19 protein-coding genes are annotated in these 23,738 nt (G+C 67.7%); 8 read left to right on the forward strand and 11 right to left on the reverse strand.

What is annotated here, in order from left to right; translation table 11 throughout:
• The first annotated feature begins 14 nt into the window (after positions 1-14).
• Positions 15-1,910 carry a phosphoenolpyruvate carboxykinase (GTP) gene (locus tag ArtHe_RS17090; protein WP_248318059.1) on the forward strand — a complete coding sequence of 632 codons (1,896 nt, stop codon included), beginning with the start codon at positions 15-17 and terminating at the stop codon, positions 1,908-1,910.
• Between the two features lie 107 nt (positions 1,911-2,017).
• Here ArtHe_RS17090 and ArtHe_RS17095 read toward each other — a convergent pair whose 3' ends face one another.
• The gene (locus tag ArtHe_RS17095) at positions 2,018-2,503 is read right to left on the reverse strand and encodes a hypothetical protein (RefSeq protein ID WP_248318060.1); all 486 of its coding nucleotides are present in this window, start codon (positions 2,501-2,503) and stop codon (positions 2,018-2,020) included.
• Between the two features lie 4 nt (positions 2,504-2,507).
• Positions 2,508-3,914, reverse strand: coding sequence for a phosphomannomutase/phosphoglucomutase (locus ArtHe_RS17100; RefSeq protein WP_248318062.1), 1,407 nt, complete (start codon positions 3,912-3,914; stop codon positions 2,508-2,510).
• A gap of 132 nt (positions 3,915-4,046) precedes the next feature.
• Here ArtHe_RS17100 and ArtHe_RS17105 point away from each other — a divergent pair, with 132 nt between their 5' ends.
• Positions 4,047-6,233, forward strand: a complete 2,187-nt coding sequence (locus ArtHe_RS17105) for a RecQ family ATP-dependent DNA helicase (protein ID WP_248318064.1) — start codon at positions 4,047-4,049, stop codon at positions 6,231-6,233.
• Positions 6,234-6,430: 197 nt separating this feature from the next.
• Here ArtHe_RS17105 and ArtHe_RS17110 read toward each other — a convergent pair whose 3' ends face one another.
• The 9 genes from ArtHe_RS17110 to ArtHe_RS17150 all read right to left on the reverse strand — a co-directional run bounded on the left by ArtHe_RS17110 (position 6,431) and on the right by ArtHe_RS17150 (position 17,405).
• Positions 6,431-8,182 carry an FAD-dependent oxidoreductase gene (locus ArtHe_RS17110; protein ID WP_248318066.1) on the reverse strand — a complete coding sequence of 584 codons (1,752 nt, stop codon included), beginning with the start codon at positions 8,180-8,182 and terminating at the stop codon, positions 6,431-6,433.
• A 46-nt stretch (positions 8,183-8,228) separates the two neighbouring features.
• A complete protein-coding gene (locus ArtHe_RS17115; protein ID WP_248318068.1) occupies positions 8,229-9,071 on the reverse strand; it encodes an aldo/keto reductase in 843 nt (280 codons plus the stop codon).
• 14 nt (positions 9,072-9,085) lie between these two features.
• On the reverse strand, positions 9,086-9,919 hold the full coding sequence (locus tag ArtHe_RS17120) for a sugar phosphate isomerase/epimerase (RefSeq protein ID WP_248318070.1): 834 nt from the start codon (positions 9,917-9,919) through the stop codon (positions 9,086-9,088).
• The gene (locus tag ArtHe_RS17125; RefSeq protein ID WP_248318072.1) at positions 9,916-12,015 is read right to left on the reverse strand and encodes an FAD-dependent oxidoreductase; all 2,100 of its coding nucleotides are present in this window, start codon (positions 12,013-12,015) and stop codon (positions 9,916-9,918) included. Before ArtHe_RS17125 ends, ArtHe_RS17120 begins: the two co-directional genes overlap by 4 nt.
• 25 nt (positions 12,016-12,040) lie before the next feature.
• Complete coding sequence (locus tag ArtHe_RS17130) at positions 12,041-13,243, reverse strand: Gfo/Idh/MocA family oxidoreductase (RefSeq protein WP_248318073.1); 1,203 nt, start codon at positions 13,241-13,243, stop codon at positions 12,041-12,043.
• 78 nt (positions 13,244-13,321) lie between these two features.
• The gene (locus tag ArtHe_RS17135; RefSeq protein WP_248318074.1) at positions 13,322-14,698 is read right to left on the reverse strand and encodes an MFS transporter; all 1,377 of its coding nucleotides are present in this window, start codon (positions 14,696-14,698) and stop codon (positions 13,322-13,324) included.
• A gap of 174 nt (positions 14,699-14,872) precedes the next feature.
• Complete coding sequence (locus ArtHe_RS17140; protein ID WP_248318075.1) at positions 14,873-15,676, reverse strand: IclR family transcriptional regulator; 804 nt, start codon at positions 15,674-15,676, stop codon at positions 14,873-14,875.
• A 47-nt stretch (positions 15,677-15,723) separates the two neighbouring features.
• On the reverse strand, positions 15,724-16,509 hold the full coding sequence (locus ArtHe_RS17145; RefSeq protein ID WP_248318076.1) for an SDR family oxidoreductase: 786 nt from the start codon (positions 16,507-16,509) through the stop codon (positions 15,724-15,726).
• Entirely contained in the window at positions 16,506-17,405 is a 900-nt protein-coding gene (locus tag ArtHe_RS17150; protein ID WP_248318077.1) for a fumarylacetoacetate hydrolase family protein, read from the reverse strand. The genes ArtHe_RS17145 and ArtHe_RS17150 overlap by 4 nt, the downstream gene beginning before the upstream one ends.
• A 199-nt stretch (positions 17,406-17,604) precedes the next feature.
• On the opposite strand from ArtHe_RS17150, the gene ArtHe_RS17155 reads away from it, so the two are divergent.
• The 6 genes from ArtHe_RS17155 to ArtHe_RS17180 are packed head-to-tail and all read left to right on the forward strand — an operon-like array spanning position 17,605 to position 23,713.
• Complete coding sequence (locus tag ArtHe_RS17155) at positions 17,605-18,927, forward strand: L-fuconate dehydratase (RefSeq protein WP_248318078.1); 1,323 nt, start codon at positions 17,605-17,607, stop codon at positions 18,925-18,927.
• Position 18,928: 1 nt separating this feature from the next.
• A complete protein-coding gene (locus tag ArtHe_RS17160; RefSeq protein ID WP_248318079.1) occupies positions 18,929-19,240 on the forward strand; it encodes an L-rhamnose mutarotase in 312 nt (103 codons plus the stop codon).
• Positions 19,237-20,199 (forward strand): aldo/keto reductase, encoded by a 963-nt coding sequence (locus ArtHe_RS17165; RefSeq protein ID WP_248318081.1) that lies wholly within the window; start codon positions 19,237-19,239, stop codon positions 20,197-20,199. Before ArtHe_RS17160 ends, ArtHe_RS17165 begins: the two co-directional genes overlap by 4 nt.
• Entirely contained in the window at positions 20,189-21,151 is a 963-nt protein-coding gene (locus ArtHe_RS17170) for an amidohydrolase family protein (protein ID WP_248318083.1), read from the forward strand. The genes ArtHe_RS17165 and ArtHe_RS17170 overlap by 11 nt, the downstream gene beginning before the upstream one ends.
• Entirely contained in the window at positions 21,144-22,652 is a 1,509-nt protein-coding gene (locus ArtHe_RS17175; protein WP_248318084.1) for a sugar ABC transporter ATP-binding protein, read from the forward strand. The genes ArtHe_RS17170 and ArtHe_RS17175 overlap by 8 nt, the downstream gene beginning before the upstream one ends.
• On the forward strand, positions 22,649-23,713 hold the full coding sequence (locus ArtHe_RS17180) for an ABC transporter permease (RefSeq protein ID WP_083521632.1): 1,065 nt from the start codon (positions 22,649-22,651) through the stop codon (positions 23,711-23,713). Before ArtHe_RS17175 ends, ArtHe_RS17180 begins: the two co-directional genes overlap by 4 nt.
• Positions 23,714-23,738: the final 25 nt, after the last annotated feature.

A 23,738-nucleotide genomic window follows, 5' to 3' on the forward strand; every position in this document is an offset into this window, starting at 1 on the left:
CGAAGGGAAGAGTCATGGGCGATGACGCGCGTCAGCTAGTTCTCGATGAGAGCGGCAACGCTGCTCCTGGCCAATTGCAGGACAGCAAGATCAAGGGAGCCTCCAATGAGGCGCCCACAACCCACCGTGCCCTGCTTGCCTGGGTGCAGCAGGTGGCCGAGCTGACGCAGCCCTCCGCGGTCTATTGGGTCACCGGTTCGGAAGCAGAAAACAAGGCGCTGACGGATGAACTGGTCGACGCCGGCACCCTGACCCGCCTGAACCCGGAAACCTTCCCGAATTCCTTCGCGGCCTTCTCCGATCCCAAGGATGTTGCCCGCGTCGAGGAGCAGACCTTCATCTGCTCCGAGAAGAAGGAAGACGCCGGCTTCACCAACAACTGGATGGACCCGGCCCAGATGCGGACCAAGCTGGACGGCCTCTTTGCCGGCTCCATGCGCGGCCGCACCATGTACGTCATTCCGTTCGTGATGGGACACCTCGACGCCGAGGACCCCAAGTTCGGTGTGGAAATCACCGACAGCGCCTACGTGGTCGCCTCCATGCGGATCATGGCCCGCATCGGCACCGACGTGCTGCGGAAGATGGAAGAACTGGATGCCTTCTTTGTTCCGGCGCTGCACTCCGTCGGCGCTCCGCTGGCCGAGGGCGAAGCCGATGTGGCCTGGCCGTGCAACGAGGAGAAGTGGATTGTCCATTTCCCCGAAGACCGCTCCATCTGGTCCTACGGCTCCGGCTACGGCGGCAACGCGCTGCTCGGCAAGAAGTGCTACGCCCTGCGGATCGCCTCCGTGATGGCCCGGGACGAAGGCTGGCTCGCCGAGCACATGCTCATCCTGAAGCTCACCAGCCCGGAAAAGAAGGACTACTACGTCTCCGCGGCGTTCCCCTCTGCCTGCGGCAAGACCAACCTGGCCCTGCTTGACCCCACGGTCGAAGGCTGGAAGGTCGAGACCCTGGGCGACGACATCACCTGGCTGCGCTTCGGGCACGACGGCGAACTGCGCGCCACCAACCCGGAGGCCGGCCTGTTCGGCGTCGCTCCGGGCACCGGCTGGAGCACGAACCCGAACGCGATGCGCGCCATTGCCAAGGGCAACTCCATCTTCACCAACGTCGCGCTGACTGACGACGGCGGTGTCTGGTGGGAGGGAATGACCGACGAGGTTCCCGCGCACCTGACCGACTGGCTGGGCAACGACTGGACCCCGGAGACGGAGACCCCGGCAGCCCACCCGAACTCCCGGTTCTGCACTCCGATCGACCAGATCGACATGCTGGCCGAGGAATACCATTCCCCGGAGGGTGTGCCGGTTTCCGCCATCCTGTTCGGCGGACGCCGCAAGACCACGGTGCCCCTGGTAACCCAGGCACGCGACTGGGCCAGCGGTATCTTCATGGGCTCCACCCTGTCCTCGGAGACCACTGCCGCTGCCGCCGGTGCCGTGGGTGTTGTCCGCCGCGACCCGATGGCCATGCTGCCGTTCATGGGCTACGACGCTGGTGACTACCTCAAGCACTGGATCACCCTCAGCGGCAAAGCCGACCAGGAGAAGCTGCCGGGGATCTTCCTGGTCAACTGGTTCCGCCGCACGGCCGACGGCGGCTTCGCCTGGCCCGGCTTCGGCGAGAACTCGCGTGTGCTCAAGTGGGTCATCGAGCGCCTCGAAGGCAAGGCAGACGCCGTCGAGACTCCGATCGGCTTTGTGCCGACGGGGAACTCGATCGATCTCGCGGGCCTGGACATGACCCCGGCCGAGGTTGAGGCCGCGGTGAACGTGGACCCCGCCGAGTGGGAAACCGAGCTGGCCGGCATCGACGAGTGGTACGCCCGCTTCGGTGAGTCGCTGCCGGAGGAGCTCTCCGCGAAGCTGGCCGAGGTCAAGGAGCGCTTCGCTGCGGCCAAGTAGCAGCTGAACGCAGGCAAAAGGGAGGATCCCGCACCGGGTGCGGGATCCTCCCTTTTGTTTAGTGCTGTTTCCGCCGGGCGCATCCGCCCCGTAGGAAGTGGGGCAGGTTAGGCCTCGGCGTCGTCCGCTGAGTTTTCCCCCGTGTCGTCCGCAGCCCAGACGATCGGCTCGCCGGACTCCCAGATCGGGTCGCTGAAGGTCCACTGACCATCCTGCTCGGAGTAGGTCTGGATCGCGGAGATGCACACACTTTCGGAGTGCTCGGCCACCACGTGGATGGCGTCGGTGCCCTCATCCGGCAGGGTGATGTCGGAGAAGACAGCCACGGCGCGGTTCTGGTCCTTCTGATCCGCCAGCACGGTGTAGAGGTCGTCGATCATCGCCTCTGCATCCAGTTCTTCGTCGCTCTCCTCGGGGGAGACGGCGACCATCCGCAGCTCGCCATCGTTCTGCACCACGAGGGCAGCGGGCAGGAAAGCCCCCTGCGCTTCGAGCTGTTCCTGCGTGACACCGAGGGCGGTGCCCAGCAGCGAGTTCAGGTCATCCTGTACCTGGGCGGAGGGTTCTCCGCCGGCCAGTTCTACATCAGCCATGAGCTCATTTCCTAACTAGTTCAAGGACACGGTCGCGGACCTGCTCCATCGTGGAGAGGTCCTCTGCCTCGGCGTTCAGCCGGAGGAAGGGTTCGGTGTTGGACGCGCGGAGGTTGAACCACCAGGCGCCGTCATCTGAGGTGAAGGTCAGTCCGTCCAGGAGATCGACGGTGACGCCCGGGCGTTCGAACTCCGCGCGGACACGGGCCACAGCGGCGGGAACGTCGTCGAGCTTCGAATTGATCTCGCCCGAGGAGAAGTACGGCTCGTATTCCCGCGCCAGGTCGGAGAGCGGCAGTCCCTGTTCCCCGAGGGCGGCCAGCACGTGCATAGCGGCCAGCATGCCGGTGTCTGCGTTGTAGAAGTCGCGGAAGTAGTAGTGCGCCGAATGCTCGCCGCCAAAGACCGCGCCTTCGGAGGCCATCAGGGCCTTGATGAAGGAGTGCCCGACGCGGGTGCGGACCGCACGGCCGCCGGAGGCTTCGACCAGCTCCGGCACAGCGCGGGAAGTGATCAGGTTGTGGATGATGACCGGAACCTCCTCACCGGCAGCCATCGCCCGGGCGATCTCGCGGCGGGCCACGAGGGCGGTGATCGCCGACGGGCTGACCGGCGCGCCGAGCTCGTCAATAACGAAGCAGCGGTCCGCGTCGCCGTCGAACGCCAGGCCCAGGTCCGCGCCGTGCTCGACGACGGCGGCCTGCAGGTCGCGGAGGTTTTCCGGTTCCAGCGGGTTGGCCGGGTGGTTCGGGAAGGACCCGTCCAGTTCGAAGTACAGCGGGACGATGTCCAGGGGCAGGCCGGGCAGGAGGGAATCTCCCAGCACGGCGGGCGTGGTGAGACCGGCCATGCCGTTGCCGGCGTCCACCACAACCTTGAGCGGGCGGATGCCGCGGAGATCCACCAGGTTGCGCAGGTACGCGGCGTAGTCGCCGAGGACATCCTTGACGCTGACCTGGCCCGGGTTTTCCACGGACGGAATGACGCCGTCGTTGAGGTAGCGTTCCGCGGCCTCCTGGATTTCCTTCAGCCCGGTCTCGGAGGAGATGGGAACAGCACCGGCCTTGGCCATCTTGATGCCGTTGTACTGCGCGGGGTTGTGGCTGGCGGTGAAGGTGACACCGGCTGCATTCAGGGAACCGCAGGCGTAATAGAGCTCGTCAGTGGAGATCAGATCCAGGAGCAGCACAAACGCACCGCGCGCGGTGGCACCGGAAGCGAAGTCCTTAATGAACTCGGGGGAGGACTGGCGCATGTCGCCGCCAACCACGATGGTTTCCCCGGCCAGCTCCAGCACGTCCACGAAGGCAGCGCCGACAGCTTTCACGATCTGGGGGGTGATGGTCTCGCCGACGACACCCCGGACATCGTAGGCCTTGAAGGACGCAGAGAGATCAAATGCAGTAGTCACGCCTTGAAGTCTATAGGGGAGCGCAGGCCAGCCCGGCAAGCAGGCCGCCGCCGGCTGTGCACAGGCGGCTTTTTCCACAGGTGCCCGGCGGAACGCGCCCCGGTGTCGGCGGAGGCTGGAATAGTGGAAGGTATGGAATCCGCATCCGTCTCCGCGCAGAACGTCCAGTCTTCCTCCGCATCCAACCCCGGCCCGGCCGGCGGCCCAGGCGAGGCCGCAGCCCTGCGTGCAGAGGCAACTTCCTTGCTGCGGGCTCTGGTGGGCCGGGAGGATGCCGAGTTCCACGAAGGCCAGTACGAGGCGATCGAGGCCCTGGTCCGCGGTGGGCGGCGGGCCCTGGTGGTCCAGCGCACCGGCTGGGGCAAGTCCGCGGTCTACTTCGTGGCCAGCCTGCTGCTGCGGGCGCGCGGAGCCGGCCCCACCTTGATCGTCTCGCCGCTGCTGGCACTGATGCGGGACCAGGTCTCCGCGGCTGCCCGCGCCGGAGTCCGCGCGGCGGCGATCAACTCCGCCAACCAGCTCGAATGGCAGGACATCTCCGCCCGGCTGGAAGCAGACGACGTCGACGTCCTCCTGGTCTCCCCGGAACGGCTGAACAACCCCGGGTTCCGTGAGAATCATCTCCCGGAACTCATCCGCCGCTCGGGCCTGCTGGTGATTGACGAGGCCCACTGCATCTCCGACTGGGGACACGACTTCCGGCCCGACTACCGGCGGATCAGGCACCTGATCGAGCAGCTGCCGGCCGCGGTGCCGGTGCTGGCCACCACGGCCACAGCCAACTCCCGCGTTGTGAAGGATGTGGAGGAGCAGCTGGCTTCCGGCGGTGAAGAGGTCTTCACCATCCGCGGCGCCCTCGCCCGGGATTCCCTGCGCCTGGGGGTGCTCCGGCTGCCCAGCCCGCGCAGCCGGCTCGCCTGGCTCCTCACCCACCTGGCGGACCTGCCCGGCAGCGGCATCATCTACGCCCTGACCGTCTCCGCAGCCGAGGACACCGCGCGGCTGCTGCAGAAGGCCGGGCACCAGGTGCTGGCCTACACCGGCCGCACCGATCCGGCGGACCGCGAACAGGCCGAAGCGGCGCTGAAGAACAACGAAGTGAAAGCGCTGGTGGCGACCAGTGCGCTCGGCATGGGGTTCGACAAGCCGGACCTCGGCTTTGTGGTGCACCTTGGTGCACCCTCGTCTCCGGTGGCGTACTACCAGCAGGTCGGCCGTGCCGGCCGCGGCACACCCAACGCCGATGTGCTGCTGCTGCCCGGCTCCGAAGACCGGGACATCTGGGAGTACTTCGCAACCTCGTCCATGCCGGCCGAAGGCCCGGCCAACGCCGTCCTGCGGGAACTGGCGGACGGATCGGTGCTCTCAACGGCGGCGCTGGAAACCCTGGTGAACCTGAAACGTTCACCGCTGGAACTGCTCCTGAAGGTCCTTGCCGTGGATGGCGCCGTGGAGCGGGTCACCGGCGGCTGGCGGGGGACGGGACGGCCATGGACGTACGACCGCGAGCGGTATGAGCGGATCGCCGCAGCCCGGGTCAAGGAACAGCAGGCTATGCTGGACTACGAGAACACCAGCAGCTGCCGGATGGAGTTCCTCTCCCGGCAGCTGGATGATCCCGCGGCGGCTCCCTGCGGGCGGTGCGACAACTGCGCGGGGCGCTGGTATCCGGACGACGTCGCCGCCGAGGCAACGGACAGCGCCGGGCAGGCGCTCAGCCGGGTGGGTGTGGACATCGATCCGCGCGGGATGTACCCCACCGGCATGGACCGTCTGGGAGTGCCGGTGAAGGGCAAGATCAAGCCCGACGCCGCCATCTCCACCGGGCGGGCACTGGCCCGCCTGACCGACCTCGGCTGGGGCGGACGCCTGCGCGAGATTTTCGCGTCCGGAGCTGAAGACACACCCGTGGACCAGGCGCTGCTGCAGGGCTGCGTCCAGGTGCTGGCCCAGTGGGGCTGGCAGGAACGGCCCGTCGCAATTGTCAGTGTGCCGAGCCGAACGCGTCCGCAGCTGGTCGGTTCCCTGGCGCAGGGACTCTCCGAGCTCGGCCGGATTCCGTATCTGGGCGCCCTGCAGCTTCCCCACGGCGGACCGTCAGGCGGCTCCGGGGGTAACAGTGCCTTCCGGCTGGCCTCGGTCTGGGAGCAGTTCGCGGTGCCGGACGGCGGGGCTGACTGGTTCGCCGCCAACCCCGGCCCGGTGCTGCTGGTGGACGACTTCGCCGACAGCCGCTGGACCCTGACCGAAGCCGGACGCACGCTGCGGCTGGCCGGCGCGGAATCCGTGCTGCCGTTTGTGCTGGCGCTGAAGGCTTAGCTGGTTCGGGCAGAGGGGCAGGGGAGGCACCAGGCAGGGGAGGCACCAGGCCGGAGCAGGCTCCGGAGCTGGAGTGGGACCTAGCCGCCGGGCAATGCCGGGGTAATGCCGGGCAACGTCGGACAACGCCGGACAACGCCGGACACTAAGGCGCAGCAGCCCAGCAGCCCAGCAGGACCCGTGCCAGACGGTGGGAACTAAATGGCAGGCACAGCGCCGGGGGCGTCCTCGTAGGCCGTGACCCCGGCTGCGTCGCGCGCCGCCACATAGCCGAAGGTCAGAGCCGGCCCCAGGTTGATTCCGCCGGCCGGGTAATGGCCGCCCATCACGCTGGCCTGGTCATTGCCCACGGCGTACAGCCCCCCGATGGGCGTGCCGGCGGCGTTGAGGACCCGGGCGCGGGAATCAACGTCAATCCCGGCAAAGGTTCCGAAGCTGCCGGGAACCACCTTGACGGCGTAGAACGGGCCCTTCTCGAGCGGGGCCAGTGACGGGTTGGGGGAGGTCTTCGGATCGCCGCCGTAGCGGTTGAAGCTGGTCTCCCCGCGGTCGAAGTCCGGATCGGCGCCGCGCCTTGCATGCTCGTTGAACCGGGCGACGGTGTCCTTGAGGCCTTGCGGATCAATTCCGCAGTTCCGGGCCAGTTCCTCCAGAGTTCGGCCCTTCTTCAGGTAGCCGGAGCGCAGGTAGGGGAACAGCGGCACGGGCAGCGGCTTGGCCATGCCAAGCGGATACCGGCGGACGAACCGGGCGTCCGCGATCTGCCAAGAGGCAACCTCTTCCCCCTCGGGGGTGGCTTCGAAGAGCGCGGCAACGTAGTCGTAGTACCCGTTCGCCTCATTGACGAACCGCTTGCCGTCCCGCCGTACGCCGATGCTGCCGGGTTTCGCCCGGTCCATGATGTGCGGGAAAACGCCCTCGCGGCCGCTGGCGTAGGGGACCAGGGATACCGGGCACCAGGCAGCGGGTGAAGCCAGGTCGGTTTTGAACTGTGCTCCCGCCGCCTCGGCCAGGGTGAGGCCGTCGCCGGTTACCTCCTTCGGGGCCAGCGTCCAGTGCTCGATGCCGGTGGGAGTTTTGGGGAACAGCTTTCGGCGCCGCTCGACGTCCTGCGGGAACCCGCCGGTGGCGAGCACGACTCCGCGCCTGGCCGTGATCACATACCGGCCGTCCGGGCCTTCCACTTCGGCTCCGGTCACGGCTCCCGCGGCGTCGGTGAGCAGCCGTCGCGCCGGGGTCGAGACCCGGATCTCGACCCCCAGATCGTCTGCGGATTTCATCAGCCGGCCGGTCAGGGCGGTGCCGTTGACCAGCTGCATGTTCCGGCGGTGGATCAGCAGGTCGAAGACATGCGGGACAAACCGCTTGGCTGCGTGCAGCAAGCCGCTGATGCTGCCCCGGGATGCGCCGAGGAACTTCGTCAGGTCCGGTCCGGCCATGATGCCCATGCCCAGGAAGGACGTTTCGTACAGCTGGTGGCGCATCTTGGCCCGTACCTCGGGCCGGATGCGGCGCGCGTTGATCGGGGCGGGGCCCACGGAGCGGTGCCCGGTGCCGGCGCCCGGTGTTTTGCCGTAGATGTCGTTGATTTTGGCTCCGGGCGTGAACTGCAGGCTGGTTTTCTGTTCGAAGAAGCCCACCATGTGCGGCACGGCCTCCAGGAAAGCCTCCACGCGGCCGGCGTCGTAGTTGTCACCCAGCCGGTGGCGCAGATAGGTGCGGAACTGTTCGCGGTCCTCGTCCACGCCATCAGCCTTGGCCAGCGGGTTGCCGGGCGTCCAGGCCCACCCTCCGGACCAGGAGGTGGCCCCGCCGCAGACTGCGGCTTTTTCCACCACGGCGACTTTCAGCCCGTGGTAGGCGGCGGTGACGGCGGCGGAGAGGCCGCCGGCCCCGGAACCGATCACAAGGACGTCGACGTCGAGGGGCTGGGCGGTGGTGGTGCTCATGGGCGTGGATCCATTTCGGTGGTTCGGTGTGGGTGGGGCGGCGGGGTTAGTGGCCGTACTCGTCGGCGTCCAGGCGCGGACCCGCCCCGGTGTCCAGGGCGTTGATGGCGGCACACTCGCTGTCTGTGAGGACAAAGTCGAAGACGTCCAGGTTTTCGCGCTGGCGGGCGTCGCTGGCTGATTTCGGTACTGCTATGCGGCCGGAGTCAAGATGCCAGCGCAGGACCACCTGGGCGGGCGTCTTGCCGTAGCGGGCGGCAGGGCCCGTGACGGCCGGGTGGTCGAGGAAGGCACCGGCCCGCCCCAGCGGGCTGTACGCCCCGGTGGCGATACCGAGTGCGTTATGGTGCTCCAGCTGGCCCCGCTGCAGGTGGTGGGGATCCACCTGGATCTGGTTAACCGCCGGCTTCAGCCCCTCGGCGGCGACACGGTCCAGGTGCGCGGGCTTGAAGTTGGAGACTCCCCAGGCGCGCAGGAGCCCTTCGTCGACCAGATCCTGCAGGCCAGCGCAGGTTTCGATGTAGCGGTCCAGCCCGGGATTGGGCCAGTGAATAAGGAAAAGGTCCAGATAGACAAGTCCCAGCCGCTTCAGCGCTTCACCGTAAACGGTTCGGACGGCGGTGCGGGAGTGGCCGGCGAGGCTGAGTTTGCTGGTGACCCAGAGTTCGGCCCGGTCAATCCCTGCGCGGCGGATTCCTTCGCCGACCGCTTCCTCATTGCCGTATTTCTCCGCGGTGTCGACATGGCGGTACCCGTTGGTGATACCGCGGGCAACGGCGTCTGCGGCCTCCCGGTCCACCAGCGGCCACGTACCCAGACCGATCAGCGGGATGAGTGCTCCCGGTGCGATTTCGAGCTGCTTCTTCGGGGCGGTGCTGGAGGATGTCATGTCTGGGCCGGCTCTCACAGTTCGGGTGCCGCGGGCAGAGCAGCGGCTTCTTCGAGCACATCTACGGCGGCGGCCCGCAGCTGTTTTGCCCAGGCCAGTTCGCCGATCCGGGCCACGGTGCTGTCAGAGGGGGTCTCCACGCTCACCGGCACGCCGGCCGGCAGCGAAGCCACGAGCTCGGCCAGGCGAAAGCCGCCGCTGCCTGGCACTCCACGTTCGGACCGGGATTCGGTGACCAGGCCAGGCCTGTCCGCCGGCCGCTGCACCGGTCCGTCGCACAGCTGAAGCAGCGGAACCAGATCCGCATTCTGCGAAATCTGCTCCGGTGTTCCGCCGAAACGCCGCACATGCAGGGCATCGACGACGATCCGGCAGCCGGCGTGCCGGGCAAGTTCGACCGCCGCCGGGATGGAGTTCACCGCCTGGTAGGAGATGGGCTCCAAGGTCGGCATGATGCCGTACGCCCGGCCGTCCGCGGTCATCTGCGCGAGCGTGTCCGCGAGCCGGGACAGGTCAGGATCGCTGGCCGCGACGGTGAGCGACGCGGCACCCAGTGCCTGGCCTGCCTCCATCATGGCCAGCCAGGCGGCGCGCTGATCGCTGCCGTCCAGCAGCAGGAACTCGATGTCGTGGACCCGGACGCCGGTGTCCGCCATCCGGGCGAGTGTCTCGGCCAGCATGGAGGATCCGGGCTGGACGTTGAAGGGCTGCTCGGCGGTGGTCACCGGGCGTACCCGGGCGCCGATGAAATCGAATCCTGCCGCTGCGGCCAGGGACACCAGCTCCGGCGGGGAGGACTGCAGCAGGGACAGCTGGGCAATGCCGAGCTGGCGGCGTGCGGCGCTCATCGGGCAGCCTCCAGCGAAACCACGGCGGCCGGCGCTGAGGCAGGGTCGCCGAGTGCGGGTGTGGCCCCGGAAGCGGGATCGGCGCCGGCGAGGTAGGCGGCGGCCCGCTGGCCGGCATCAAAGCCGCTCTTGATGGCGTTGGAAGCGATGGCCGGCAACTGGTCCACCACCGTACCGGCCAGGGTGACCGGCACTCCGGCGGCCCGGCTGAGCGCGGCTTCGCGTCCCTCGGGGCTGATGGCCGGGCTGAGCGGGAGCACGGAGCGGGAGACCAGAAGCTCGCCCGGGGCGTCCAGCCATTCCTCACCGTGGGGACCAACAATCCGGAGCCGTCCATCGGCAAATTCGGCAATGCGGGAATCCAGCCGGATCCGCACCACCGGATTGGCCTGCAGCCGCGGGGCCGCAAGGATTTTGGCCCGGCGTCCAGCCTCAGGCGCAATTACCTCCTGCGGACCAACGAGCAGCACCGCGGTGCCGCGGTCCGCCAGGCTGTCAGCGACACTCATGGCCACCGAGTCCGTGCCCCAGATCGTGAGGGCCGCGGGGGCGGGTTCGGTGCCGTCGAGGATGCCCTGGTGGGCCTGCAGCCAGGCACGGACGTCGGAGACCAGGGGACCGCCGGCTCCGGCGAAATCCTGCTCCGGCCGGATCCCGCCGGTGGCGAGGACAATGGTGTCCGCTTGATGTTCGACGGCGAGCCGGTCCAGACGGGCCGTGTCCACGGTGGTGCCGAGCTGAAGCTGGATGCCAAGGCGCTGGTTCTCCTCGGCGGCCCAGCTGGTGAAGCGGTGGAAGTCCGGCGTGGATTTCATGCGCTCGGCCTGGGCAAAGTCGCCGCCCAGCCGGGTGCCGGCGTCGAGCACCGTGACCCGGGCACCGGCGCAGGCAAGTTCGCGGGCCGCCGTCAGGCCGGCAGGGCCGGCGCCAACGACGACGGCGCGGGAACCGGGCCGCACCGCGGGCGTCGGAACGGGTGTCCGGGACCGGCCGACGGCCGGGTTGACGGTGCAGGTGACCTGCCCGATGCCGAGATTGTCGATGCAGACGTTGCAGGCGATGCAGGGGCGGTAGCGTTTGCCGTGCAGGACGGCGGGAACAAAGTCCGGGTCGGCGTGCACGGCCCGGCCGAGCGAGACGAAGTCGCACAAACCGTCCCGCAGCACGGCGTCGATGATTTCCGGGGAGTTCAACCGGCCAGCCAGGCCCAGCGGCAGGCCGTAGCGGCGGTACTCCCGGGCGTAGCGGCCCAGGACCCCGGGCGCCCATTCGCCGGACTGCACAATCCATTCCCCGGCCTCGTAACTGCCGGCGGAGAGGTCGATGAAGTCCAGGGCGTCAGTGTTGACCCGGTCCAGGACGGCGAGCTGAGCAGCGGCATCGAGCCCGCCCTCGACGCCTTCCACGACGGAAATGCGGATCCCGACGACGGCCTGCGGCACCCGGGCGCGGATTTCGTCGATAACCAGGTTCACGAACGCCTCGCCGGCACCGAACTCGTCCCGGCGCCAATTGGTGCGCGGAGACATGAACTGGTGGACCAGGTAGCCGTGGCCGCCGTGGATATTGATGATGTCGAAACCGGCCTCAACGGCCCGGCGCGCTGCCTCCCCGTACGCGGCGGCCAGCTCGCGGACCTCCTCCGTGGTCAGCTCGCGGGGCAGTTCACCGCCGGCAACATCGCAGGCAGACGGTGACGGCGCCACGTTCTTGAATCCCGTGACCTCGGCCTGTGCGGTGCGGCCGCCATGGTTGATTTCGACGGCGGCCAGGGCGCCCTCCGCATGGACGGCGTCGGTGAAGATCTTCATACCGGGTACGGTGCGGTCGGTGTGCAGGCCCAGTTGATGGGTGCGCCCCTTGCCGTCAGCACGGACGTACGTTGCTTCGGTCGTCACGATTCCGAGCCCCGCCCTGGCCCGGGTGAGCAGGTAGTCCAGGTACTGTTCGGTCATCCGGCCGTCGGTGGTTCCGTAGTTGCGCTCCATCGGCGAGGAGGCGAGCCGGTTCCGCAGCAGTACCGGTGTGCGTCCGCTGCGTCCGAGTTCGAGCGGTTGCCGGGCATGGGCTGAGCCGCCTTGGGGAGTGTGGTTCACGTGGTTCTCCTTGGAAGAGGTGCGGCTAGCCGGCAGCCGCGGCGGAGGCGGTGCTGGCAGCGGAGGCGGTGCCAGCTGCGGAGGCGGCCAGATCTGCGGTGCGGGCGACGACGGTTTCGGGGGCCGTGGGAACATCCGCCGGGAACGGTGCGAAGCGGACCGGCAGGCCGGTGCGTGCGGATTCATAGACCGCGAGCAGGATCCGGAGGGCATTGTTGGCGTCCCAGCCGGTGATTGCCGGGTCGTTGCCGCCGGCCAGGGCCTCGACAAAATCGCGGATCTGGCTGGTGTGGTGCGGAATGAGCTGGGCATTGATGGAGGTCAGGTCAACGTTGGCCGCGGCGCCGCTGGGGTGCACGGGGGTGGTCTCCACGGTGCCGCCGGCGGCCATGAGGGTGACCCGCCCGTCGGTTCCCTCGGGGAACTCACTGAGCTCGGCGGTAGCTCCGGTGGAGCCGGTGATGCGGATCTGGACACCCAGTGAGGGAGAGGCAGCCGTGGAGGCCGACAGGGTGGCGATGGCGCCGGAGGTGAACTTCAGGACGGCGGTGGCGGAGTCTTCCACTTCAATATGCTCGCCGTGTTTGAAGGTATTGATCGCGCCGTAAACCTCGGCGACGCCGCCCATGTACCACTGGAGGAGGTCGATGTAGTGGATTGCCTGGGTCATCAGCACACCGCCGCCGTCGGTCTGCCAGGTACCCCGCCAGGCATCCGCCGAATAGTAGCTGGGATCGCGGTGCAGCAGCACGGAAACGTGTCCGATCACGGGCGTTCCCAGGGTTCCGTCGTCGATCATGGTGCGGACGCGCTGCGCCGCCGGCCAGAAGCGGCGCTGGAAGAGGACACCGAGCTTGACGCCCGCGGCACCGCACGCAGCCACCATGCGTTCAGCGGAGGCGAGGTCAACCGCGATGGGCTTCTCGCACAGGACATGCACACCGGCTTCGGCCGCCTCGAGGACCACGGCTTCGTGGGTGGGATGCGGGGTGCAGACCGAGACGATGTCGAGTCCGAGGGCCAGCAGCGCCGCGACGGAGTCGACGGCGTTCGGTACCGCCCAGGCGGCAGCCGTCGCCTGGGCGCGGCCAAGGTCCGTGTCACAGACGCCGACGACTTCTGCCGCGTCCAGTGCCGCGAAGGCCTCGAGATGGTTGCGGCTGATCATGCCGCAGCCAACGATGCCGACGCGCAGCCGGCGCTGGGGGACAGGGAGCTGGTGGTTCACGGGGAAATGCCTTTCGCAAAGGAGCGTGGGGTGGCTTGGGAGGGGAAGCTGGCGGGGCCAGGGGAGGGGGCGCGGTGGCTAGGAAATTCCAGCCGGCCGGGGGTTGCCCAGTTCCTTGAGCGGAGTGAAGGCGGTCTCCCGGGCCGTGGCGATGGCGATGCTGGAGATCGCCACGCAGGATACGGCGAACACGGCCACAGGCACCCAGCCGTTGACGCCGTCGCCGGCCAGAAGGGTGGCAATAGCCGGGGCGAAACCGGTGAGGACCAGGCCGAACTGGTTGCCGATCGCCATGCCCGAGTAGCGGACCGGCGCGGCGAACATTTCGGGGAAGAAGACCGTCCAGACGCCGTTCCAGCAGGAATAGAACAGGGACATGTTCAGGAAGCCGAACAGGAAGATCAAGCCAACGTTCTGGTCGCTGATGGCCCAGAAGTATCCGAAGATGGTGATCGAACATCCCACGGCGCCGGTCAGCAGGACGGGTTTGCGGCCAAAGCGGTCAGAGAGCATACCGGCCAGGGGGATGGTGAACATGGAGAGTCCTACGGTCACCGCATTGATGGTCAGCATCACCGCACGGTCCAGGCCAACCTGGGGGCCGGTCGCGTACGCCAGGGTATAGACCGTGAAGATCGTCTGCATCACGGAATAGAGGCTGATGACAACGATCCGCAGGACGTCCCGCCACTGGGTGCGGAGCACGATCGCGGCGGGCGTGCTGGGCTTGGCGGCCTTCTCCTTCGCCGCCTCTTCCTTGACCTCTTCAAAGACCGGGGTTTCATCGAGATGGGTCCGGACCCAGTACGCAACGGCCAGGACAACCACGGAAAGCCAGAACGGAATGCGCCAGCCCCAGCTCATCAGGGCCTCTTCGGGAAGGGACGCGATGGGAATGAAAACGATGGTGGACAGCACCATTCCGGAGGCATAGCCGGTCATCACGAAGGAGGTGAAGAAGCCGCGGCGGCCTTCGGGCGAATGCTCAACTGTCAGGGTTGAGGCGCCGGCAGCTTCAGCCCCGGCGGAGAACCCCTGGGCGAGACGGCCGATGACCAGCAGGATGGTGGCCCACCAGCCGACCTGTTCGTAGGTCGGGAGGAAACCGATCATGAGCGAGGCGACCCCCATGATGACCAGGGTGATCATGAGGGCCTTCTTGCGGCCGACCCGGTCGCCGACGTGGCTCATCACGATGCCGCCCAGCGGGCGGGCGAGGTATCCGACGCCGAACGTTGCCATCGAGCCGAGCAGGGCGATCACAGGATCGCTTCCGGGGAAAAACAGCTTGTTGAAGACCAGTGCGGCGGCGGTGCCGTAGATGAAGAAGTCGTAGTACTCGAGCGTGGAACCGAGGAACGAGGCCAGCGCAGCCTTGCGGGGTGTCTGGCGCCCCGCGGAATCCGCCGGGCTCGGCGGCGTTGCCGATGCGGTGCTGGGGCCGTTGTGGGCCATGGTGTCTCCTGTCGGGCAGGGCAGGCCAAAGGCATGCCGTGCTAAGCGGGGGGCCGCAGCCGATGGCTGCGGAACTGAAAGGGGGACCTGGATCACAACGCTATGGGACGTGGGTCACAAGGCTTAAATCTTGCCCGTTCAATGGGAACGGGGCTGGCGGGCCGTGCTGCCGGGCTAGGCCCGGGCCGTCCGCAGCCAGGGCCGGGAACCATAGGGACGGCGTTCTGCGCCCATGGTGCGGGAGAGTGTCCGCCCGGCGGCGACGAGCACCGGAATGATGAGTTCCGGGGCGTCTTCGGACAGCGGCGTGACGACGCTGACTGCCCCGATGACCTTATTGGCGGGCCCCAGGACCGGCACGGCATAGGAAACGTTGTCTGCGACCAGGACCCCGGCCAGCCGGGCGAAGCCGCGTTCCCGGATCAGCGCGAGATGCGCCCGGATCCTGGCAGGGTCGGTCTCGGTGGCGGCGGTGGTCTGTTCCAGCTCAGTGGAGAGCAGCCGGTTCTGGACGTCGAGGGGCGCATGGGCCATCATGGCCAGGCCCGGCGACGTGTTGTGTGCGTCCAGCCGGCCCGCTACCTCGGAGAGGATCACGGCGCTGCCGTGCTGGTCCAGGCGCTCAACGTAGAGCACCGTGAAGTTTTCGAAGCGGGGGACGGCCAGGGAGACATGCTGGCGCACGGCGGCATGGATGCCTTCCAGGACCGGCAGCCCCCGCCGGCGGAACTCCTCGACGGGGTTGGACCGGGCTGCCAGTTCCCACATCTTGGCACCGACGCCGAAGCGTCCGTCCTTGTCCCGTTCCAGCAGGCCGGCGGCCAGCAGATCGCTGGCCAGCCTGTGGGCGGTACTGCCGGGAAGGCCGGTGGAGCGGGAAAGCTCACTCATGCTCAGCAGCGGAGCGTCCTTGCTGAACGCGCTGAGGATCTTGACGACACGGTCGATCACCGATTCGCCCGACTCTGAGTTCGCCACGGTGCCGGTCCCTTTCCCTCCGTACGTCAGCGACCAGCCTAGCGGTTTCAGGCCGGGGCGGCCGCCGGATCCGGGGTGGCCGCCGGGCGCAGCCGCAGCCCCTGCATCCCGCCGTCGACCGCCAGGGACGTCCCCGCCGTCGAGCCGGACAAAGGGCTGGCCAGATAGGCGACGGCGCCGGCCACCTCATCGGCTGAGACCAGCCGGCCGTGCGGCTGGCGGGCGTTAAGCGCTGCCCGTTCCGCCGCTGGATCGGCGGCGGCGTCCAGCAGCCGGCCGACCCACGGGGTGTCGGCGGTACCCGGATTGACCGCGTTGACGCGGATGCCTTCGCGCAGGTGGTCGGCTGCCATGGCCAGCGTCAGTGACAGCACTGCGCCCTTGGTGGCGCTGTAGAGGGCCCGCTCCGGCAGCCCTGCCGTCGCGGCGATCGAGGATGTATTCACGATCGCCGCTGCGGAGGAACGCCGCAGCCAGGGCAATGCGGCCCGGGACACCCGCACCATGCCCAGCACATTCACGTCCCAGACCCGGTTCCATTCCTCATCGGCGTTGGCCTCGATCGTGCCCTGCGCGCCGATTCCCGCGTTGTTGATCACCACGTCCAGCCCGCCGAGCGCTTCCGCGGCCTGCGCGACGGCGGCGCGTACCGAGGCGCCATCGCTGACATCGCAGCGGATCCCCAGATGCGGGCTGCTTCCCGGTGCCGGCGGGTTGAGGTCCAGGACGGCGACCTTGGCCCCGAGCCCGGCCAGCCGGTCGGCGACCGCTGCTCCGAGCCCGGAGGCTCCTCCCGTGACGATGGCGGCCAGGCCGGTCATTTCCCCGCTCATTGGGTATCTCCTGTCTGTGGGTGGTGGCTCGGGACGGCAGCGAAGTACTCCTGCCGCTGGGTTCCCAGGCCGTCGATTTCCAGTTCTGCCAGGTCCCCGGCCGCAAGGTAGGGAAACCGTCCGGACAGCGCCACGCCCTCCGGAGTGCCGGTCAGGATCAGGTCGCCGGGCTCCAGCAGCATGTACTGGCTTACGTGGTGGACCAGGACGGCAGGGTCGAAGAGCATGTCCGACGTTTTGGAGTCCTGCCGTACGTGGCCGTTGATCCGGCTGCGGATGCCCAGTGCCGACGGGTCCAGCTCATCGGCGGGTACCAGCCACGGGCCCACCGGGGTTGAGGCCGGCAGGGATTTTCCCTTGGTCCACTGTCCGGCGTCGCCGGGAATCTGGTAGGCGCGCTCTGAGAGGTCGTTGGCCACCGTGTACCCGGCGATGACCCCGGTGGCGTCCTGCGGAGAGGCGAGGTAAACGGCCGGGCGGCCGATCACGATTCCCAGTTCCACCTCCCAGTCATATTTCCGGGCGCCCGGGGGGATGGGGGCGGGATCGTAGGGCCCGGCGATGGTGTTGGCCGGTTTGAGGAACACCACCGGGATGCGCGGTGGTTCGGCACCGGACTCGGCGGCATGGGCGGCGTAGTTCATGCCGATGCAGATGATGGAGCCGGGCCGGGTGATCGGTGCTCCGATCCGAAGGTCACCGGTATCCGTAAGCTCCGGGAGGGTGCCGGCAGCAAGTGCGCGGCGGGTGGCTTCGATTCCGCCCGCGGCGAGGAATGCGCCGTCGACGTCCGCAGTCAGCGGGTCCAGGGCATAGGTTCGCTCGGTGCCGCCGGAGTCAGCCGCCAGGACGGCCGGGCGCTCACTGCCGGCGGGACCTAACCGTACAAACTTCATTGCTGTGTCCTTGCCTCGTTGCCGTTACGGAGCCCCGCAGGCAACCGAAATCAACGGCACCATACGGAGTGAACATCCGAACTATCTGGGGTTCTGGGTCCAGAGTCTACGGGAAAATCAATGATTGACAACATAGACATCCGATGTTTAGTGTCGGTGAAGCGCCAACCAGTTACCACCGAACACGGGAGAGCCGAACGTGAGCACCATTACCGCCGTCGAGACCAGCGACGTCCGCTTTCCGACCTCCGTGGAGCTGGACGGATCGGATGCCATGAACCCCGATCCCGACTATTCCGCGGCCTATCTGGTGATCCGGACCGACAGCTCCGACGGGCTGGAGGGGCACGGCTTTGTGTTCACTATCGGGCGCGGCAACGAGGTGGAGGCAGCCGCGATCCAGGCCCTCGCCGGCCACCTGCTGGGGCAGAACTGCGAGGAACTGCTCGCGGATATGGGCGGCACCTGGAAGATGATGGTCCACGATTCGCAGCTGCGCTGGCTGGGACCTGAAAAGGGCGTGATGCACATGGCCATCGGTGCCGTGGTGAATGCCCTCTGGGACCTCAAGGCCAAGCGGGCAGGCCTTCCCCTGTGGCAGCTCCTGGCGCGGATGAGTCCGGAGGAAATTGTTGCCCTGGTGGATTTCCGCTATCTCAGCGACGCGCTGACCCCGGACGAAGCGCTGGCCATCCTGCACCGGGCGGCACCCGGCCGGCAGGAGCGGGAAACCACGCTCCTGGCCGAGGGATACCCCGGCTACACCACCACCCCGGGCTGGCTGGGATACTCGGATGAACGGCTGATCCGGCTTTCCGGTGAGGCCGTCAAGGACGGCTTCGGGCAGATCAAGCTCAAAGTCGGTGCGGACCTCGACGACGATATCCGCCGGCTCCGCGCTGCCCGGGAAGCCGTGGGACCCGATGTCCGGATCGCTGTGGACGCGAACCAGCGCTGGGACGTGGACACCGCCGTCGACTGGATCCGGCAGCTGGCCCCCTTCGATTTGGCCTGGGTGGAAGAACCCACCAGCCCGGACGACGTCCTGGGCCACGCAGCCATCGCCCGGGCCATCGCCCCGGTCCGGGTGGCCACCGGCGAGCACGTGGCCAACCGGGTGGTCTTCAAGCAGATGCTGCAGGCCGGATCCCTGCAGGTCCTGCAGATCGACGCCGCCCGCGTGGCCGGGGTCAATGAGAACGTTGCCATTCTGCTCCTGGCCGCGAAATTCGGGGTCCCGGTCTGTCCGCATGCCGGCGGAGTCGGGCTCTGCGAAGCGGTGCAGCACCTGTCCATGTTCGACTTCGTGGCCGTCTCCGGAGAGAAGGAAGACCGGGTCATTGAATATGTGGACCATCTCCATGAGCACTTTGTGACGCCCGTCGATGTCCGCGAAGGCCGGTACTGGGCACCGCTTGCTCCCGGCGGCGGGTCACAGATGCTCGCAGCGACGCTGCAAACGTACGCTTTTCCGGACGGACCGGCCTGGGCCGCCGGAATCGAACAGGAGATGGCGCACTGACATGGAACGCATCGCACTGCACACCCGGCTAAAGCCGGGACGGGAGGCGGAGTACGACGCCGTGCACGCCCGGATCCCGGCGAACCTGGACGCCGCCCTGCGCGAGGCCGGGGTTTCCAGCTGGCGGATCTGGCGCAGCGGACTGGACCTCTTCCACGTGGTGGAAGCCGATGACTACGCAGCCATGCGCCGGTTCCTCGCCTCCCACCCGGCCAACCTGCCCTGGCAGGCCCGGATGGCGGAACTGCTGGACGTGCAGGACGATTACTCCGGAACCGGCCGGGGCATCAACCAGGTGTGGGAGCTGCCATGACCACCGCGGAGGTGGGGCCGCTCGGGTTCGGGTGCGCCAGCGTCGGCAATCTTTACCGGGAAATGTCCGACGCCGACGCCGCCGAAACGCTGCAGGCAGCCTGGGACGGCGGCAGCCGGTACTTCGACACTGCGCCGCACTACGGGCTGGGGCTGTCCGAGGAGCGGCTGGGCCGGTTCCTGGCGGACCGCCCGCGGGACGGCTTCCTGGTCTCCACCAAGGTGGGCCGCCTGCTGGTGGAGAACCCGGAGTTTTCCGCCGGCCAGAACGACGACGAGGGCTTCGCCGTGCCGGCCACGCACAAGCGGCAGTGGGATCCCAGCGAAGCGGGCATCCGCCGGTCGCTGGAGGAATCCCTGGCCCGGCTGGGCCTGGCGCGGACGGACATTGTCTTCCTGCATGACCCCGATGCCTACGACCTGGCGGCCGGGATCGAACAGGGGCTGCCAGTGCTCGAAAAGCTGCGCGCCGAAGGAACCGTGGACGCGGTCGGCGTCGGCGCGAACTCCGCCGAGACCCTGCTGGCCTGCATCGAAGCTGCCGAGCTGGACTACATCATGCTCTCCGGCTGCTACACGCTGCTGGATCAGCCCGCCGCGCGCGAACTGCTGCCGAAATGCCTGGCAAAGGGCGTGAAGGTCATCAACGTAGGCGTCTACAGCACCGGCATCCTCGCCCAGCCGAAGGTCCCGGCGCAGGCACACTACAAGTACGCCCCGGCGTCCGCGGAGGTACGGGCCAAGGCCGCGCAGATCGCCGCTGTCTGCGGGCGTTTCGGCACCGATCTGCCCACCGCCGCACTGCACTTCAGCCTGCGGCATCCGGCCGTGGCCGCCGTCGTTACCGGAGCCTCCAGCGCGGCCCAGGCCGCACAGAACGCGGCCCGCCTCCAGGCCGGGGTCCCCGAAGAACTGTGGACGGCGCTCGCCGCTGAGGAGCTGATTCCGTATGACTCGTGAGAACGGAACCGGAGCCATCACCCACCCCGCCCGCCGCACCGATACCCAGCCCGCCCAGCCCGTCCCGCGCCTCGACGCGCACCTTCACCTGTGGGACCTTTCCGCCGGTGGATACCGCTGGCTCGAACAGGCCGAGCCGGAACTTCGCCGCAGTTTCCTCCCCGGCGAAGCGGGGCAGCTGCTGGACGCCGCCGGAATCGACGGAGCCGTGCTGGTGCAGGCCGAAGACAGCCTCCGGGACACCGCCTACCTGCTCTCGGTGGCTGCCCGGCACAGCTTCGTGCGGGGCGTCGTCGGCTGGATCCAGCTGGACACTCCCGCTGCCGCAGCCGAACAACTGGACGACTGGAGCCAGGACTCCGCTTTTGTGGGTATCCGGCACCTGGTCCATGATGATCCGCGCCCGGACTTCCTGCAGCTGCCCGCCGTCCGGGCTTCGCTCTGCCTTGTGGCCGAGGCCGGGTTTTCCTTCGACATTCCGGATGCCTTTCCCGGGCACCTGGACCAGGCTTCGCAGCTGGCAGCCGCGCTGCCCGGGCTGCGAATCGTCGTCGACCATCTGGGTAAACCGCCCCGCGGAGCCGGGGCCGAGCGGGAGGACCGCTGGGAGCGGCAGCTGAGGCAGGCCGCGGAGCTGCCCAACATCACCGCCAAGGTTTCGGGACTGCGTACCTCCGGCGCCGGCTACACCATCGAGGAGCTGCGCCGGACGTGGGAGATTGCCCTGGACGCTTTTGGCCCCGAACGGCTGCTTTATGGCGGGGACTGGCCGGTCAGCGGTCCGGACCGGTACGGCGAAACACTGAACGTGATCGAGGCACTGGCCGCAGAGCTGTCCCCGGCCGAACATGCAGCCCTCATGGGCGGCAACGCCGCCCGGATCTACCGGCTGCCGGCGGCGGAAACCCGGCGTGAATCAGGGCATGAGATGAAAGCAGGCAGCCATGAGTGAATACCTCCTGGAAGTGCAGGGGATCAGCAAGGCCTTTCCGGGCGTCCAGGCCCTGGACGGGATGCATCTCAACCTGCGCCACAACGAGGTCCTGGCGCTGGTGGGGGAGAACGGCGCGGGAAAGTCCACGCTCATGAAGCTGCTCTCCGGCATCGAAACCCCGGACGCGGGCAGCTTCACGCTGAACGGGGAGCAGATCTCCGTGGCCAGCCCCCGCCATGCGCAGCAGCTGGGCATCAGCATCATCCACCAGGAATTCCACCTGATGCGGGACCTGACCGTGGCCCAGAACATCTTCATCGGACGGGAGCCGCGCACCGGCCCGTTCCTGAACGAGCGTGCGCTGAACCGCAAGGCGCAGGAGCTTTTTGACCGGATCGGCATTGACCTCGACCCGCGGCAGCCCGTAGCGGGGCTGACCGTCGCCCGGCAGCAGATGGTGGAAATCGCCAAAGCCCTCTCCTGGGATTCGGTCCGGGTCCTGATTATGGATGAGCCGACGGCGGCCCTGAACGATGCGGAGGTGGCCGCCCTGCACGGACTCATCCGCCAGTTCACCACCGCGGAAACCGGCGTTATCTACATCTCCCACCGGATGGACGAGCTCAAGGCGATTTCCGGGCGGATCACGGTTATCCGCGACGGGGAATACGTGGACACCGTGGACACCGCCGCCACCACCATGCGGGAAGTCATCTCCCTGATGGTGGGGCGGCAGGTGAAAACCGACCAGCGTCCTGCAGAAACCCGGGTCAGCGGAGAGCCGCTGCTCAGCGTCCGCGGTCTCAGCACCAAGACCTTGCTGGACGACGTCAGCTTCGACCTGCATCCCGGCGAAATCCTGGGGTTCGCCGGACTGATGGGGGCCGGGCGCACCGAAGTTGCCCGGGCCGTCGTCGGCGCCGACCGGATCACCGCCGGAACCATCCACCTCCGCGGGCGTGCGGTGAAGATCCCGACGCCGGCAGCAGCCGCGGCGCTGGGCATCGGCTATCTGTCCGAAGACCGCAAGCATTTGGGCCTGATGCTCGAACGCAGCGTCGCCGAGAACATTGTGCTGACGTCGCTGCCCAAACTCAGCACGGCCGGGTTCGTGAAGCCGAAGGCCATCCGGGACCAGGCCGTGGCGTCCGTGCAGCAGCTGCGGATCAAAACACCGGGAATCCGGCAGAGCGCCAAGAACCTCTCCGGCGGAAACCAGCAGAAAGTGGTGATCGCCAAGTGGCTCTTCCGCGACTGCGACATCCTCATTTTCGACGAACCCACCCGGGGGATCGACGTCGGCGCGAAGGACGAAATCTACGCCCTCCTGAACGAGCTCGCCGCGGCGGGGAAATCGATCATCATGATCTCCTCTGAACTGCCCGAGGTCCTGCGCATGTCCCACCGGATAGCGGTCATGAGCGAAGGCCGGATCACCGGTGTCCTCGAAAACTCCGCGGCAACGCAGGAAAACATCATGGAACTGGCTACACAAGGCAAAGGAGCCCCAGCAGCATGAGCACGGTAAATAAAGCACCAGCGGCTCCTGCGGGAAGCCCGCAGCCGCAGCCGGGAGGCCCCGGAAGAATCCGCAGCGCCCTGGCCGTCACCAGCCCGGGCCTGCGCGTCCGGTTCCAGACCTCGCTGCAGCAGCTGATGGCTTTCGGCTCCCTGATCGTCCTGGTCATCCTCTTCGGCATCCTGAACCCCCGGTTCCTGCAGCCCACGAACCTCTCCGACATCCTGCTCTCCACCGTGGTCATCGGGCTCCTGGCCCTCGGCGCCACCTTCGTGATCGTTACCGGCGGTATCGATCTCTCCGTCGGCACGGGCATGAGCCTGTGCTCGGTGATGACCGGTGTGGTGCTGACCAACCTTGGGATGCCGCTGATCTTCGGAGTGCTTGGCGGGATCCTGGCCGGCGCCCTGATGGGAGCCGTCAACGGGTTCTTCGTTTCCTACCTGAAAATTCCGCCCTTCATTGCCACTCTGGCCATGATGATGGTGGCCCAGGGACTGGCCCTGGTGATTTCCGGAACCAAGCCGATCTACTTCAACGACACCCCCGGGTTCAGTGCCCTGGCGCTGGGAAAACCGATTGCCGGACTGGTAATTCCGAATGCCGTCTTCATCTTCTTCGCAGCCGCCGTCGTCGCCGGAATCCTGCTCAGCCGCACCCTGATCGGCCGGTACACGTTCTCCATCGGCAGCAATGAGGAAGCCACGGCGCTCTCCGGGATCAACGTGCGCAAGTGGAAGCTGCTCATCTACACGCTCGCCGGATCCTTCACCGGCCTCGCCGGCGTCATCATCGCAGCCAGGCTCAACTCGGCGCAGCCCGGACAGGGCATGGGGTACGAACTGCAGGCCATCGCGGCCGTCGTCATCGGCGGCACGTCCCTGGCCGGCGGCAAGGGCTCGATTATCGGCACCGTCATCGGTGCGCTGATCATGTCGGTGATGACCAACGGGCTGCGGGTGATCTCGGTTCCGCAGGAATGGCAGAACGTGGCGATCGGCGTCGTCATCCTGATTGCCGTCTACCTGGACATGCTGCGCCGGAAGGAGAACAGCACGTAGCCCCACGCTCCCGGGGTGTTCCCGT

The organism is Arthrobacter sp. Helios, from assembly GCF_023167125.1.
GTDB lineage: Bacteria > Actinomycetota > Actinomycetes > Actinomycetales > Micrococcaceae > Arthrobacter_B > Arthrobacter_B luteolus.

Excerpts from the sequence above, each read along its gene's own strand:
- ArtHe_RS17090 (WP_248318059.1), top strand. The coding sequence starts at position 15 with ATGGGCGATGACGCGCGTCAGCTAGTTCTCGATGAGAGCGGCAACGCT.
- ArtHe_RS17165 (WP_248318081.1), top strand. The coding sequence starts at position 19,237 with ATGACCACCGCGGAGGTGGGGCCGCTCGGGTTCGGGTGCGCCAGCGTC.
- ArtHe_RS17105 (WP_248318064.1), top strand. The coding sequence starts at position 4,047 with ATGGAATCCGCATCCGTCTCCGCGCAGAACGTCCAGTCTTCCTCCGCA.
- ArtHe_RS17110 (WP_248318066.1), bottom strand. The coding sequence starts at position 8,182 with ATGAGCACCACCACCGCCCAGCCCCTCGACGTCGACGTCCTTGTGATC.
- ArtHe_RS17135 (WP_248318074.1), bottom strand. The coding sequence starts at position 14,698 with ATGGCCCACAACGGCCCCAGCACCGCATCGGCAACGCCGCCGAGCCCG.
- ArtHe_RS17145 (WP_248318076.1), bottom strand. The coding sequence starts at position 16,509 with ATGAGCGGGGAAATGACCGGCCTGGCCGCCATCGTCACGGGAGGAGCC.
- ArtHe_RS17180 (WP_083521632.1), top strand. The coding sequence starts at position 22,649 with ATGAGCACGGTAAATAAAGCACCAGCGGCTCCTGCGGGAAGCCCGCAG.
- ArtHe_RS17095 (WP_248318060.1), bottom strand. The coding sequence starts at position 2,503 with ATGGCTGATGTAGAACTGGCCGGCGGAGAACCCTCCGCCCAGGTACAG.
- ArtHe_RS17120 (WP_248318070.1), bottom strand. The coding sequence starts at position 9,919 with ATGAGCGCCGCACGCCGCCAGCTCGGCATTGCCCAGCTGTCCCTGCTG.
- ArtHe_RS17160 (WP_248318079.1), top strand. The coding sequence starts at position 18,929 with ATGGAACGCATCGCACTGCACACCCGGCTAAAGCCGGGACGGGAGGCG.
- ArtHe_RS17170 (WP_248318083.1), top strand. The coding sequence starts at position 20,189 with ATGACTCGTGAGAACGGAACCGGAGCCATCACCCACCCCGCCCGCCGC.
- ArtHe_RS17150 (WP_248318077.1), bottom strand. The coding sequence starts at position 17,405 with ATGAAGTTTGTACGGTTAGGTCCCGCCGGCAGTGAGCGCCCGGCCGTC.
- ArtHe_RS17175 (WP_248318084.1), top strand. The coding sequence starts at position 21,144 with ATGAGTGAATACCTCCTGGAAGTGCAGGGGATCAGCAAGGCCTTTCCG.
- ArtHe_RS17115 (WP_248318068.1), bottom strand. The coding sequence starts at position 9,071 with ATGACATCCTCCAGCACCGCCCCGAAGAAGCAGCTCGAAATCGCACCG.